This window comes from Vibrio algarum, assembly GCF_028204155.1.
GTDB classification, from domain to species: domain Bacteria; phylum Pseudomonadota; class Gammaproteobacteria; order Enterobacterales; family Vibrionaceae; genus Vibrio; species Vibrio algarum.
In genome coordinates, this window is sequence record NZ_JAQLOI010000001.1 from 1,963,474 (window position 1) to 1,976,959 (window position 13,486).

Consider the following 13,486-nt stretch of genomic DNA (forward strand, 5'->3'; position numbering starts at 1 on the left):
TTGTCAAATATTTCCATCAATGATTTTGTCGAATACTATAATGGCATAGACGTAATAATGTATTGTTTGGCAATATTGAATTAGCAAGGACCCGCTATGAACATTGACCTTAGTACTATTCCTCCAAGCCAAGTTTATCAATTGATGACTCAAACTGTCGTACCAAGGCCAATAGCATGGGCACTAACAGAATCAGAAAATAACACCTTCAACCTAGCGCCTTTTTCATATTTTATGGCCGTCTCTAGTCAACCCCCTTTACTCATGCTATCTGTTGGAAAAAAATCGACCGGTGAAATTAAAGATACGACTCGTAATCTTTTGGAAACTGGAAAAGTAGTGATTCATATTGGTAGTGTAGGTACAGAAAAGGTGATGACTAAAACGGCTGCGAGTTTAGATTATGGCCAATCAGAAGTGGATATCAACAATATAGCGCTCACGGAGTTTTCGGGTTTTACACTACCGCGAATAGCTTCTTGCGCTGTGGCCTTTGGCTGTACACTTTTCCAAACTCATGAAATTGGCGACACTCCGCAATCGCTTCTGTTTGTAGAGATCGAGAAAATCTATATAGATGATTCTGTTGTCAGTGAAATTGATGAACGGCTCAAGATTGATGCGTTAAAATTGGACCCGTTAGCAAGACTTGGTGGGAATGAGTTTGTCACACTCGATAAAATCATTTCTGTCGTCAGACCAAAATAGAAGAAATCCGAATGTTAAATAGAAATTTTACAACAATAATACAAAATAGAATTGATCAAAAGACAAAACCTTTAGGTTCACTTGGAGTGCTTGAAGACATTGCTCTGCAACTCGCCCTGATTCAAAGCCAAGGTAAAGAAGTAGCGGCCACTGAGATAAAAATAACCAAGCCCACTATGCTTGTTTTTGCAGGTGATCATGGAATTGCGGAAGAAAAAATAAGTATTGCGCCAAGTGAAGTTACTGCCCAGATGGTGTTGAACTTCTTAGCGGGTGGAGCGGCAATTAATTGCTTTTGCAAAGCAAATGATATCGCATTTAAAGTGATAGATTGCGGTATTCTTTGCCCAGTTGAATTTAAGTCTGAACAGCTAGTGTTGCAAAGGTTAGGGCAGAGGACTAATAATTTTGCGGATCAACCGGCAATGAATATCGCAGCAGTAGATAAGGGGTTGGAGTTTGGCGCTAAAATCGTAAAAGAAACGATTAACCAAGGTTCGAATATCATTATGTTCGGAGAAATGGGGATAGGCAATACGAGCAGTGCCTCTGCCCTGTTAAGTGCCATTTCTAATCGAAGTTCTGAAGAATGTGTTGGATTTGGTACGGGAATCAGTGAAGAACAGCGAAACCTAAAAGTGAAACTTGTAGGTAAAGGTGTCGATAGGTGCGAGGGTAAATCTATTAAACAAATTCTCGCGGAAGTTGGTGGTTATGAAATAGTACAAATGGTTGGTGGCTTTATAGAGGCGGCTAAACAGAATGTACCTGTGCTTGTTGATGGCTTTATTGTTAGTGCTGCTGCCTATGCGGCAACGCGGATAAACCCTGAATGCCGCGATTGGATGATCTTTGCCCATAAATCCGAAGAACAAGGTCACCAAATACTGTTGTCCGAGTTAGATGCCGAACCGTTATTAGATCTAGGACTGCGGTTAGGTGAGGGTACCGGTGCAGCGTTAGCATTACCATTAATACGAGCTTCAGCAGAGTTCTATAATAATATGGCGAGTTTTGAGAGTGCTGGCGTTACGGTTTGATTTAGCTTAAGTCATTGAGGTATGTCTCGAAAATATGAATTTTAATGATTAGAGATTGATTCATAAAGTCGAGAAAGTTACCCTGATGGCTAGATAGAACAATGGCTAGGGTAACTTTGCGTAATTAACGATTTTAAGTTAATAAACATAGGGACTTGTTAGTCATCTTTTTACAAAAATTATTAGTACAACCAATTATAACAAGACCTGATGTATTGAAGGAGTTACTCATGGCACAAACGCTGTTTCGTCAATCTTTTTTATATGACAGCTTAAATCTAGATAACGAAATGCCAGAAAAACAAGTTCAATTACCATCTGGCCCAACAATCCGTGTGCTGAAGCGGGGCGTAGTTGAAGTTATTCCTTATCAAGTCACAAATGATACAAAATCTATTGTGCTCTCTGCAGGTATTCATGGCGATGAAACTGCACCGATGGAGTTATTAGATAAATTGGTTGGCGATATCATTGAGAAAAGAGTAACAGTTAATCATAGGTGTTTGTTTCTGTACGCGCACCTCCAAGCAACGAATCAACATACCCGTTTTATAGATGAAAATTTGAATCGACTTTTTGATAACAAGCCGCACTCGAAAGAGTCTTTAGAAACTAAAATCGCGGATGGACTGAAAGAAACGTTAACGAAATTCTTCGAAGGTACTCAAGAAAAACAACGTTGGCATCTTGATTTACATTGTGCGATTAGAGGCTCTAAACACTATACATTTGCTGTGAGCCCTAAAGTGGCTAAAGCGCAAAGCCGCAGCCGTGAACTGATAGAGTTTATTGAGAAGGCGAAAGTAGAAGCTGTTTTACTATCAAATGCCCCCGCGGCAACATTTAGTTGGTATAGCGCAGAGTGCTTTTGCGCTCAAGCACTTACGATGGAGCTTGGAAAAGTATCGCCATTAGGGGAGAACGATCTCAGTTTAATTTCTGGTTTTGATGATGCTTTGAGAGCTTTATTATCAGATGAGTTAGATAGAGTCGATGCTGTACCATTAGTTACCTATCGAGTAACACAAACCATTAAGCGGTTAACCGACGATTTTGACTTTAATTTTAGTGATGATGTAGAAAATTTCACTCAGTTTGAGCATGGTCAAGTTCTTGGACATGATGGTGAAAAGCTTTTGTTCGCTAAAGTCGAACAAGAAGCGATTGTATTTCCAAATAAAAACGTTGCACTTGGCCAAAGGGCAGCATTAATGGTGAGCCCTGTAGAAACTTGGTATCAAGACGACCAACTTGTCTACGATTAAGTCATACTCGCATAGAGTTTAAAACGCTGACTAATTAGGTCGGCGTTTTTTTTGCTTATTGCTAAGGTAATTGATTGATTTATAGCCATTAACGAGCATTTTTTCCATAACTTTACAGTCAATATTGGCGCGTTTAGCACCGTTCTAGTGCATTCATACTGTTTTAAACCAGACAGAGATTAAAAATATCCAATAAAAACAATACGATAATAAAATAAAAATTTTGGCATACAATTGGCATTAATACTATTGATACATTCTCGTTCTACTTTCGTTAGGCATTAGCGCCTTCTACTGGCATTGCAGAAGGCGCATTTTTTTACCTAAATCAAATCCAATCTTACAACCCACACTGTTTTTCTTCCTGAACAAGTTATCCGTAAAAACGCCTATGTTTTTGCAAGCACTATGATATCCGTTTCCAATATAATCTAGATTCGCAAAGGACACTTTTAGTTGACTAGCAATGAACAGAATGGAGCAAAAAGCACCGAAGTAGTGCATATTTAAAAAACTAGATTTGTTATATATTTTTAATATTCAATAAAAACAATAGTTTAAAATTATTTAATTGTTGGCACACAATTGGCAATACTAATAGCGATACATTCTCGTTCTACTTTCGTTAGGCATTGGCGCCTTCTTCAGGCATTGGAGAGGGCGCATTTTTTTACCTAAAGTAAAATCAATATGTTTAGACTAAAGAGGAAAGGTCGGCAGGGCGATAGTTAATGGATTTTAATACCTTTCCTTTTCGGATTGTTTTTGACTCAGAAACAAAGTCTTCAGCACATTTAGCTATTACGTAGTTACCTTTTGCAACCGCCATTAAAGTAATCCCTTGTTTTGCATAAAATGCTTCTGTTTCTAGGTATTCAGAATGGTCTTTGCACACTTTACTCATATTGCTTGAATGTACTTCATCCCAACAAGGTAAGAAATCAATATCTAGGTTCGTTGCTGCGTTAAGTAGTACGTCAATGAAATAGCTAATGGCGACGTTATCTTCAACTTTACTGTCTCCAAGATGTACTAAACGGCCCATCAAAACATAAATACTGTCAACGATAGCATCCGCTTGCTCAATTTTACTGTCGGCTTCGGCTAGTTCTGTCAGTTCTTCAATTATTAAGGAAGAATGAAGTGTATCCATAGCGTCGTTCATTGATGTTTTATCGTTAACAGGAAGATCGAATGTCGAGCGAAACTCATTAATATCACGGTAGATATGGTCAAAGATAGGTTGAGTTAGCTTGGTTAGTTTCATTTTTCGCATCCATATTAAATAAGTTGACCGGATAATAACACATTTTATTTAGTAACTTGGACAGCAAAATACCCCAATTTTACTGCTATTAATTAAGATTGTTTAAACGTGATTAAAGTCGGGATATCATAGATTTTTGTTAGGAATAGTATATGAAAGGGAAATACAGAAATGGACGATATTAAACAGTGGAGCAAATACCTACTTTCTTTACCCGGTTCTGATTTGAGTTATCCTTTTGGGCCTGACACCCTAGTTTTTAAGGTGAAGGGAAAGATGTTTGCCTTGATTGGCCACCGGAACGACAAAGACTTTATGAACTTAAAAGCGATACCTGATAACGTTTTGTTTTTAACCGAGCAATACGAGTCTATTACCCCAGGTTATCACATGAACAAAAAACATTGGGTGTCTGTAGAAATCGGCCATAGTGAAAACGACGGAATGCTGAAAGGGTTAGCCGACGATTCATACCTATTGGTTAAATCGTCGTTGACTAAGAAACTGCAAAATGAAGTAGATGGTTTATAAATGCAAAGAAGTGGTTACTGTCTATCAGTTATTGGATCCGTACATGCGTTCAAAGTTCTTTGCATTCCAACCGATCATTATTTGATCTCCTATCTTAAGTACAGGAACTGAACGAGCACCCATCGCTTGAAGTTCCTTGCGTCCTCTTTGCATTTTTGCGTTCGTGAGCCGGTACTTTAATCCTTTAGAGTCTAAGTATTTTTGGGCCTCTTTGCAGTGTGGGCATTTGTCAGACACGTACAATACTAATCTTTTCACTTTGCTATCTCCATCGTTCCTAATTTATTTGCCTTGTAGACAAAAATAGAGGCTTGTTTGCCAAGACTGTCGTATAGTAACGCTTTTGTTATTCGAATTTCTATCATGAATCCATCTCTTCGCTATATTCAGGGCTATCCAGAGCATATCGTTGGACAGGTTGAACAACTTGTCTCCTCAGGAAATTTTAATTCTTGGTTTTCTAAACGCTATCCAAATAACCATCAGATAAAAAGTGAACAAGCACTTTTTAACTACGCGATGGTAATTAAAAATCAATATATGAAGAAAGGTTCACCGATTAGTAAGGTGATTTATGATGGAAAAATACACCTAATCAATAACGCTCTAGGATTGCACTCTTTTATATCTCGGTCACACGGTGGCAAACTAAAAGCAAAGAATGAGATTCGTATTGCTAGTGTCTTCAAACAAGCACCAGAACCTTTACTTCGTATGTTAGTCGTTCATGAGTTAGCACACTTAAAAGAAAAAGATCACAATAAGGCATTTTACGCTCTCTGCTGTCATATGGAACCTGATTATCACCAGCTAGAGTTTGATGCTAGATTGTTTATGATTTCTAAAGAGCTATAACACGAAAAGTAAATCAACAGGCAATTACGTTTGTGGGGCTAGGGAAAGTAAATCGTTTCTAAACGGGTCTTATCTTCTGTTGCTACTATGAGTTTGTGTTATGGAAATCGAAATTTATTTACCTTGTCGACCCGATATCGTCTGTGACGGATTATTGCTGTTATTTTCTGTAGGTTTAATGGCGGTGGTTTTGATAGTTATTTGGTTTATCTACAAAGAGTATAAAGAGATAAATAAAAAAACAGTTAGAAAAAGAAAATCCTCAATCAAACGGTAAATGATTGAGGATGGTAGAAATTAGCAGTGTATTGTTATCGTTATTTAATGAAACAGCAGGTTAGTACGTAATCATCCCCGTTTTTCTCTGTAAAATCTTTATCATCTAAACTGGCTTTTGGTTGGCCCTGATCATCGGTTTTTAGAAGACTCACCCAGTGACGAATACCATGTGTTGACTGTTCTCCATAGCTGCGGCTGAATGTGGCACAAGTTTCTAATTGGATATCAGATATTTCAACCGAGCTTTGCATCCCTTCGTTGGTGCCTTTCTTAAAGCTTACTTCGATGTAACAACCTTCTTTGTCACGCAGTAGAATCGAATCAGGGTGGGTGCGATGTCCTGTAAAAGCGACAAAGGTTCCTGCTGTTTTTAATCCGGTATGTCGGCCATCTTTGAAATAAATAATTAGGTGCCGTCCATTCAACATATAGCTTGTTGCTTCTGCATGGGCGCCTTGATCAAGCGGGAAAATAGCGTCTAAAAGAAGTTTAGCCTTTATCTGTTTTTCTTTAGTTTGTTGACTCTTTATTGTTTCCACGGCGAAGACCGCTTCAGCAATAAATGTTCTGTTTTGATGATCATTAGTTGTGCTGCTGTATGCTGGCATATTCATAGTCTCGCCCTCTTAGTTAGTCCTTTAATCTGCCTACAAGGCTAGGTTAGTTTTGTGCGTTAGCTACCAACTGGTCCAATTACTGCCTTGCTTAGTTTGTAGACTACGTTATTTTTCGCTACAATTTCACAACAAAAATTTTACAGTGTGAATTTTACAAAAGGATAGTGTGAAATGAGACAGTCACAGAGCTTGATTCGTAAGTCACATTTTCTAGGGACAAAGATACGAAATCTTAGAAAACGCAATCACTTAACCATGGAAGACTTATCTGCTCGCTGCGTAAGAATTGATGCTGAACACTCACCTTCTGTCTCATACCTATCAATGATCGAACGTGGAAAAAGAGTGCCAAGTGCCGATATGTTGGAGGTGATTGCAAAGGTTTTTCAAAAGCAACCACGATGGTTTTTAGACGATGAACCAGAATCAGAAGCCATTACCCCTAACAAAGGTCGTAAAGGGGGCATTAGCGGCATGGCATTAGAGCCGAGTTTTTTATTTTCTAATGATATGTTGCAAATAGCCATTCCAGAACTTCTGTCACAGACGGGAGTAAATGGTCGTCAGTTCGCTCAGCTTCTCATACGTGCTTATCAAGAGCATCACCAAAACCACTTTCCTGATCTCGAAAGAGCCGCAGAAGAGGTTGGCTTAAAGCGGTTAGGTTTAACGGTTGACGATATGTTGGATCTGGTCAAAGCACAGGGACTTAAGGTGCATTGGATAGACTCGATGCCGACTGAAACCATGGACGAATTAGGTTTAGTTAGTAAACAGCTTGTCACTTCTTATTTTGAACCACCGGGCAAGATTTACATTAATAAACTATTAAAGAAGCACCCAACACGCTTGAAGTATGATCTTGCCGTGTATATCGGTAATTGTGTTCTTCACAATAAAGAGGGCTTAAAAAGTGTTCTTACGGTGGGAAACCATTCATGGAGAGCCGATGATAGCGTGACCAATGGTTCACCAATTAACCCTCAAGATATTTTACATGCTTGGCGTGACTTCGAATCCAGTTTTTTCGCTGGTGCGTTGCTGTGCCCTAAAGTGCCATATCGACAGTTGTTAGATAGGTATGGTTATGAAATCGATGTACACAAGGCTATCGAAGTGTCTCCATCTGTCGCGATGCGAAGAATGACGGTCGTTTCACCTTACCCACACTGGCATTATTTTGATGCGTACGCTCCGGGTAAGCTCAAGGCGGTTTACCGGGGCAATGGTATTCCACTGCCTTGGGGCAATATGAGGATGGTCAATGATCCTTGCCAACATTGGGCCGTATTTAGAATGTTATCAGAACCTAAAACGGGGACGTCTGCGCAGATTTCTATTTTAAATGTAAATGATGAGCCAAGGCTATATTGCTGTGAGTCGGTGAATGTGAACGACCCTGCAATGAATAATCGAGTGTTGTGCGCTGGATTGGATCTTAACCCAGCCATAGAAGCGCAGGGTGGGGACGCAATAGAAATCGCCAGTGAGTTAAAGGCACTGTGTGTAGAAAATGGCGGCTCGGCAGTTATCCCTCGGCACATTAAAAAAGTTTATCGACGGTTTCCAGAATATTAAATATTAACTGGGTAGAGAGAGGTATTGAGACTCAAGCACGGTTGATATGCTCCCGTGGTGGAGAGTGTCCAAGAATACCGAGTTGTTACAAAAAATGCGAAGACCAAACGACGTAAACATAGTAAATAGAAAAACGCCTTCAAATCGATGCTATGTTTGTTTCGATTACCTTTAAAACGCGGATGCCAGAGTGATAAAGGTAATCTTAATAAACATTTTTTATAGATAAGCGATACGTCAGGTTCTAAACAGCAAGTGGCAATGAATAGATTGGTTTAATTCGCTTACCTAGATTGTCAAATAAGTGAAGATTTTTTTGGTCTACCCACAGAGGTAGTTCCTGGTTTATATCAAAGGGGCGCTCCGGTGTAACCGCAATAATATGTTGCGAATCACATTTGCCATGTACGAGTTGATTAGGGCCTAAGGGTTCAATTGCACTAATCTTCATACCAAATCTTAATCCATTATCAAGCGGTTTACTCTCGACATGTTCAGGTCTTACTCCTAGTGTTATTTCTTGGTCAGCAATCTCGGAGTATTCTTCTAGCATTAACGTTTGGTTTCCGACAGTCAGTAGGCCCTTGTTGATTTTCGCGTTTAGAAAGTTCATTGCTGGGCTACCCATAAAACTGGCTACGAATTTGCTGGCGGGTTGATGATAGACTTCGGAAGGCGTGCCTATTTGTTCTATTTCCCCTAGATTTAATACCACAATCCTATCGGCCAATGTCATGGCTTCTACTTGATCGTGAGTAACATAAACACTTGTAACAGCGAGTTCGCGTTGTAATTTTTTAATTTGAAGTCTCATGTGAGCGCGTAGGGCCGCATCTAAATTAGATAGTGGCTCATCGAATAAAAATAATTGAGGGTCTCTTACTATTGCTCGACCCATCGCGACTCTTTGACGTTGACCACCAGAAAGCTTTGCTGGCTTTCTATCTAAATAATCTTCAATTTTTAACGTTTTTGCGACGCTTTGTATCTTATTTTCAATTTCTACTTTGCTTACACCACGGTTTTTGAGTCCGTAAGCTAAGTTGTTATACACCGACATATGAGGATAAAGTGCGTAATTTTGAAACACCATCGCAATGTCTCGCTCTGCAGGTTTAACTGTATCCACACGTCGCCCATTTAGATGAATTTCTCCATCAGTTATATTCTCTAGGCCAGCAATAGAACGTAGGATTGATGATTTACCGCATCCTGACGGGCCAACCAACACGATGAACTCGCCTTTTGCGATGTTTAGATCAATACCTTTAACGGCTTGGTGACCATTTTCGTATGTTTTAACGAGGTGTTGCATTTCTAACATGTTTTTATTCCTTGTTGTTGCCTATCGCAACATAAAATTTCACTATTTCTCGCTTTCCACTAAACCTTTTACGAACCAACGCTGAAAAATAATAACGACAAGAACCGGAGGTAGCATAGCGAGTATGACCATGGCAAAAGCATAGTTGTATTGAGGTTTTGGGGTTTCATTTATGTTGCTGAGTATCTGTTTGATACCCATTACCATGGTGTTGTAGCTCTCGTCTGTCGTCATCATGATCGGCCAGAGATATTGATTCCAACCCACCACAAACATAATGATAAAAATAGCCGCCATCATGGTTTTAGATAGAGGTAGTAATATATCGAAAAGAAAACGCACAGGACCAGCGTTGTCGAGTTGCGCCGCCTCTAATAATTCATCGGGTATTGTTTTGAAAAATTGGCGGAAAAAGAATGTAGCCGTTGCCGATGCAATAAGAGGAATAATCAGCCCCGAAAAGCTATTAAGCATACCAAGGCTTGAAACCACCTCGTAAGACGGAATAATCCGTACTTCTAGCGGAAGTAATAAAGTAATAAAAATTAACCAAAACCATGCCGATGCATACGGCAGTCTAAAATAGACAAGGGCATAAGCTGCACATAAGGAAATAACGATTTTACCAGCGGCAAAACCTACTCCCATAATCATTGAGTTAATTATCATCGTTTTTGCGGTAACGTTATTCGAAAAACCTTGGCTTTGTGTCCATGCTTTCTCATAAATCTCAAACATCTTTTCGCCGGGCAATAATTGTAAGCCTTCTTTCAATATTGTCGCTGAGTCATGAGTAGAGCTGGCAAAGATCAACCAGATCGGGAAAAGCATAAAGAGTGCACCAAGGATAAGAACGAGATGGTCGCACCAGTGATTAGTTTTCATAGTTGCGTCCTTTAATAGTGCACACGTTTTTCAACGAATCGAAACTGTAAATAAGTAATAAACAGTACCAGAAGTAATAAAACAACGGACTGAGCGGAGCTACCACCCAAATCTGCCCCGACAAAACCATCGGAGTAAACCTTGTAAACTAACGAAGTAGTAGAACCACCGGGTCCGCCAGCGGTCATCGTGTCAATAACACCAAAAGTATCGAAAAAAGCGTAAGTCATGTTAATGACTAACAAGAAGAAGCCAGTTGGAGCGAGTAGGGGAAAGTGATTGTCCAAAATCGTCTTATATCGCTTTCGCAATCGAGCATGGCAGCTTCTCGAACGGCATAAGAAATAGACTGCAAACCCGCTAAAAAATAAACAAAATTCACGGATATTTGCTTCCATACGGAAGTAATTATTAATACGCTAATTGCTTGTGTGGAATGAGTTTGGTAATGGAAGTCGTAGCCTATGCTCTTAAAAAAGCCAACGAAAAGTCCAATGTGAGGGTTAAATATAAAATAACCCATAATGCCCGCTACCGCTGGTGCCACAGCGTATACCCATGTGAGGGTGACGCGATATACACTCTGTCCGTGGATGATCTTATCCGCTTTAACGGCAAGAAGAAGTGCAAGAGCGAGTGAGAGTATTGAAACAACGATCGAGAAAAATATCGTAAATCCGACGGATTTTAAGTATTCGCCAGATTCGAATATCATCTGATAGTTTTCGAACCAAACAAAGGTGGATGACATGCCCCAGGGATCTTCAAGTAAAAAGGATAGATAAATAGCTTTGGCCGCTGGATACATAAAAAAGATGGCGATAATGACGATCTGCGGTGCCAGAAAAAGATATGGCAGAGGAGAATGTCGGAAATTTTGTCGACGTTCCAAGAGAATACCTGCTGTTATAACTGTGATGTAAAGTTGAAAAATGCCCCAATGTAACTGGGGCAAATAAAGTGCTACTTAACAGTGCGAGCGAAACGTTTTAGAAGTTGCTGAGCTTCAACATCGATTTGCTCTAGGCTTTCTGCTACTTGTGAATCGCCAGAGAACATTTTGTCTGTTTCGCGATACATTACTTCACGGATTTGAGGGTAGAAACCTAAACGATAACCTTTAGTCCACTCTCCACCGGGTAAGCTAAGTTGTTTAACTCCAACTTCTGCTGCGGGACTTTCGTTGTAATAACCTGACTTTTTAGTGAGCTCATACGCCGCATTTGTTACTGGCACATAACCAGTGGTTTTATGCCAATACATCTGTACTTCTGAGCTGGTTAGGTAGTTAAAGAAAGCGGCAACCCCTTTGTCCTGCGCTTTATCATGACCTGACAGTGCGAAAAGTGCCGCTCCACCGATGAAGGTAACACCGGGGTTATCGTTAATAGATTTCCAGTAAGGTAGAAATGTCGTTCCCATTTTAAAATCAATACGTTCTTTTAACCCACCAAAAGACCCTGATGATCCTATCCACATTGCTACGTCTTTACGCTCAAAAGGGGTCTGATTTGCAGCCCAATCTTTGCCGTAATATTTGTAGTAACCTTTATCGGACCACTCTTTCATTTTAGTAAAGTGCATTTGAAGGTTTGGCGTGTTGTACATTATTTCGGTAGCTGGTGCGTCAAAGCCATTGTTTTTGTCTGATAGTTGTTGATTGTGGCGAGACTTAAAGTTCTCAAAGAATATCCAAGGCGTATGTGATTGTGAAAATGCTGCATGGCCTTGGGCCTTGAGCTTTTGTGCGACCAATTCCATCTCTTCATATGTTTTTGGTGGCTCTACACCCGCTTGTTCTAACATATCAGCGTTATAATAAAGAACGGGCGTTGAGCTGTTGAACGGCATACCAACCATTTTGCCATTACTATCAGCGTAAAAGTTACGCACACCAGATAGATAGTTTGAAGAATCGAAATCATAGCCAGACTCAACCATAATATCCTGAACTGGTTTTGCTACACCAGGCGCATTCATTATCGTTGCGGCACCAGCATCAAATACCTGAAGAATATTAGGAGACTCGTTTGCACGAAAAGCCGCTATCCCAGCTGTTAGCGCCTCTGTATATGTTCCTTTGTAAACTGGAACTAATTTATATTCGCTTTGTGACGCATTAAAATCTGTTGCGATTTTATTTACGGTGTCGCCTAGTTGACCTCCCATTGCATGCCACCAAGTTACTTCAGTTGCAGCAAATGCACTACCAGATACGGTTGCAGACAGTAATCCGGCTAGCCATAGTTTTTTCATTGTTATTTCCCTTGTGTATGAAAAAGCGTCCGTGAATTCCTTTATTCAATTAAGTACCATTCTTATTAAAAGTAGTTTTTAAAAATCCTGGAAGCTAAATTTAAAAGTAGTTTCGAGCGAACATATTGTGGTTCGTTTGGTATTTCGTTTGGTGTCTATATTCAAATGAAACCATGACAAATATGTTTCGCTAAAATTTAAGTTTGATGAATGATTTATGTAGCAAATATGGCACTTGATATCAGTATTTGGCCGGCTTTGGTCACCGAAGAAGGCAGTGGAAGGGAGATTTCAAAAATATAATTGGCTAGTAGCAAAGGTTTTCGAAAACGAAAAATGATATAGTGAGAGGTCGATAATTTACTAAATAAAACGCATTTATATGGCTAAACGCTCCGTTATTGTTGATATTGTTTCTTATGGGATTTATTCAACATGGGATTCAAAATCCAAACAGTTACCCAAAATACTAGAATTTACTACACAGGTACCTGCTGAACTGGATATAGAGTTTGGTTTTACTGTCAATATTAAAAAAGCAAAAGGTAAGAAAATCCGTTTTTGTATCTATCACCCTAATATAACTAGCGATGATGGTGAGATACTTGAACCATTTGATGGTGAAGAACATATCAATAGCAATGATTGGCACTTTTATCTTGGTGACACAATCTGGCTTCCAATCGAAAATAAGTTAGGCCCATGGCGGATGACCATTGAGTTAGACAGTAAAACAATTGCAGATAAAACCTTTGATGTGTTTGCAAAAGATGAAGGGCAGTTTTGGAAACAGAGAGGCTTTTGATTTTATCTAATAACGAATTGATTCATCGCTAGTCTATTAAAGGATTGAACCCAGTTATCTGTTCGTTTTAAAAGGT

12 protein-coding genes and 2 pseudogenes are annotated in these 13,486 nt (G+C 39.5%); 7 read left to right on the forward strand and 7 right to left on the reverse strand.

All coding sequences use genetic code 11. The features are described from left to right. Nucleotides 1-96 precede the first annotated feature (96 nt). The 3 genes from PGX00_RS09375 (at nt 97) to PGX00_RS09385 (ending at nt 3,013) form a co-directional block, all read left to right on the forward strand. Entirely contained in the window at nt 97-708 is a 612-nt protein-coding gene (locus PGX00_RS09375) for a flavin reductase family protein (protein ID WP_272135557.1), read from the forward strand. Nucleotides 709-719: 11 nt separating this feature from the next. Beyond that, nucleotides 720-1,748 (forward strand): nicotinate-nucleotide--dimethylbenzimidazole phosphoribosyltransferase, encoded by a 1,029-nt coding sequence (gene cobT / locus PGX00_RS09380; RefSeq protein ID WP_272135559.1) that lies wholly within the window; start codon nt 720-722, stop codon nt 1,746-1,748. A 230-nt stretch (nt 1,749-1,978) separates the two neighbouring features. Continuing rightward, a complete protein-coding gene (locus PGX00_RS09385) occupies nt 1,979-3,013 on the forward strand; it encodes a succinylglutamate desuccinylase (RefSeq protein ID WP_272135561.1) in 1,035 nt (344 codons plus the stop codon). Between the two features lie 694 nt (nt 3,014-3,707). Here PGX00_RS09385 and PGX00_RS09390 read toward each other — a convergent pair. Next, nucleotides 3,708-4,280 carry a nucleoside triphosphate pyrophosphohydrolase family protein gene (locus PGX00_RS09390; protein ID WP_272135563.1) on the reverse strand — a complete coding sequence of 191 codons (573 nt, stop codon included), beginning with the start codon at nt 4,278-4,280 and terminating at the stop codon, nt 3,708-3,710. Between the two features lie 171 nt (nt 4,281-4,451). Here PGX00_RS09390 and PGX00_RS09395 point away from each other — a divergent pair, with 171 nt between their 5' ends. Continuing rightward, entirely contained in the window at nt 4,452-4,811 is a 360-nt protein-coding gene (locus tag PGX00_RS09395; RefSeq protein WP_272135565.1) for an MmcQ/YjbR family DNA-binding protein, read from the forward strand. Between the two features lie 24 nt (nt 4,812-4,835). On the opposite strand, the gene PGX00_RS09400 is transcribed toward PGX00_RS09395, so the two are convergent. Next, nucleotides 4,836-5,069 (reverse strand): glutaredoxin family protein, encoded by a 234-nt coding sequence (locus tag PGX00_RS09400; RefSeq protein WP_272135567.1) that lies wholly within the window; start codon nt 5,067-5,069, stop codon nt 4,836-4,838. A gap of 105 nt (nt 5,070-5,174) precedes the next feature. Here PGX00_RS09400 and PGX00_RS09405 point away from each other — a divergent pair, with 105 nt between their 5' ends. Further along, on the forward strand, nt 5,175-5,666 hold the full coding sequence (locus PGX00_RS09405) for a YgjP-like metallopeptidase domain-containing protein (RefSeq protein ID WP_272138008.1): 492 nt from the start codon (nt 5,175-5,177) through the stop codon (nt 5,664-5,666). A gap of 317 nt (nt 5,667-5,983) precedes the next feature. On the opposite strand, the gene PGX00_RS09410 is transcribed toward PGX00_RS09405, so the two are convergent. Continuing rightward, complete coding sequence (locus PGX00_RS09410) at nt 5,984-6,559, reverse strand: aldolase/citrate lyase/malate synthase family protein (RefSeq protein ID WP_272135569.1); 576 nt, start codon at nt 6,557-6,559, stop codon at nt 5,984-5,986. Between the two features lie 258 nt (nt 6,560-6,817). Here PGX00_RS09410 and PGX00_RS09415 point away from each other — a divergent pair. Then, nucleotides 6,818-8,256 (forward strand): annotated as a pseudogene (locus PGX00_RS09415) (DUF3612 domain-containing protein). A gap of 128 nt (nt 8,257-8,384) precedes the next feature. On the opposite strand, the gene ugpC reads toward PGX00_RS09415, so the two are convergent. From ugpC to PGX00_RS09435, 4 genes and pseudogenes are all read right to left on the reverse strand, one after another. Next, complete coding sequence (ugpC, locus tag PGX00_RS09420) at nt 8,385-9,464, reverse strand: sn-glycerol-3-phosphate ABC transporter ATP-binding protein UgpC (protein WP_272135571.1); 1,080 nt, start codon at nt 9,462-9,464, stop codon at nt 8,385-8,387. A gap of 42 nt (nt 9,465-9,506) precedes the next feature. Further along, entirely contained in the window at nt 9,507-10,349 is an 843-nt protein-coding gene (ugpE, locus tag PGX00_RS09425) for a sn-glycerol-3-phosphate ABC transporter permease UgpE (protein ID WP_272135573.1), read from the reverse strand. 11 nt (nt 10,350-10,360) lie between these two features. Beyond that, a pseudogene (locus tag PGX00_RS09430) lies at nt 10,361-11,241 on the reverse strand (ABC transporter permease subunit). 71 nt (nt 11,242-11,312) lie between these two features. Beyond that, entirely contained in the window at nt 11,313-12,605 is a 1,293-nt protein-coding gene (locus tag PGX00_RS09435) for an extracellular solute-binding protein (protein ID WP_272135575.1), read from the reverse strand. 382 nt (nt 12,606-12,987) lie between these two features. Here PGX00_RS09435 and PGX00_RS09440 point away from each other — a divergent pair, with 382 nt between their 5' ends. Then, nucleotides 12,988-13,410, forward strand: coding sequence for a DUF3859 domain-containing protein (locus tag PGX00_RS09440; protein WP_272135578.1), 423 nt, complete (start codon nt 12,988-12,990; stop codon nt 13,408-13,410). Nucleotides 13,411-13,486 lie beyond the last annotated feature (76 nt).

What these genes read in the sequence shown, in the direction of transcription:
- PGX00_RS09410 (WP_272135569.1), bottom strand. Translation starts at nt 6,559, where the DNA reads ATGAATATGCCAGCATACAGCAGCACAACTAATGATCATCAAAACAGA.
- cobT (WP_272135559.1), top strand. Translation starts at nt 720, where the DNA reads ATGTTAAATAGAAATTTTACAACAATAATACAAAATAGAATTGATCAA.
- PGX00_RS09390 (WP_272135563.1), bottom strand. Translation starts at nt 4,280, where the DNA reads ATGAAACTAACCAAGCTAACTCAACCTATCTTTGACCATATCTACCGT.
- PGX00_RS09375 (WP_272135557.1), top strand. Translation starts at nt 97, where the DNA reads ATGAACATTGACCTTAGTACTATTCCTCCAAGCCAAGTTTATCAATTG.
- PGX00_RS09440 (WP_272135578.1), top strand. Translation starts at nt 12,988, where the DNA reads ATGGCTAAACGCTCCGTTATTGTTGATATTGTTTCTTATGGGATTTAT.
- PGX00_RS09405 (WP_272138008.1), top strand. Translation starts at nt 5,175, where the DNA reads ATGAATCCATCTCTTCGCTATATTCAGGGCTATCCAGAGCATATCGTT.
- PGX00_RS09385 (WP_272135561.1), top strand. Translation starts at nt 1,979, where the DNA reads ATGGCACAAACGCTGTTTCGTCAATCTTTTTTATATGACAGCTTAAAT.
- ugpC (WP_272135571.1), bottom strand. Translation starts at nt 9,464, where the DNA reads ATGTTAGAAATGCAACACCTCGTTAAAACATACGAAAATGGTCACCAA.
- PGX00_RS09395 (WP_272135565.1), top strand. Translation starts at nt 4,452, where the DNA reads ATGGACGATATTAAACAGTGGAGCAAATACCTACTTTCTTTACCCGGT.
- ugpE (WP_272135573.1), bottom strand. Translation starts at nt 10,349, where the DNA reads ATGAAAACTAATCACTGGTGCGACCATCTCGTTCTTATCCTTGGTGCA.
- PGX00_RS09435 (WP_272135575.1), bottom strand. Translation starts at nt 12,605, where the DNA reads ATGAAAAAACTATGGCTAGCCGGATTACTGTCTGCAACCGTATCTGGT.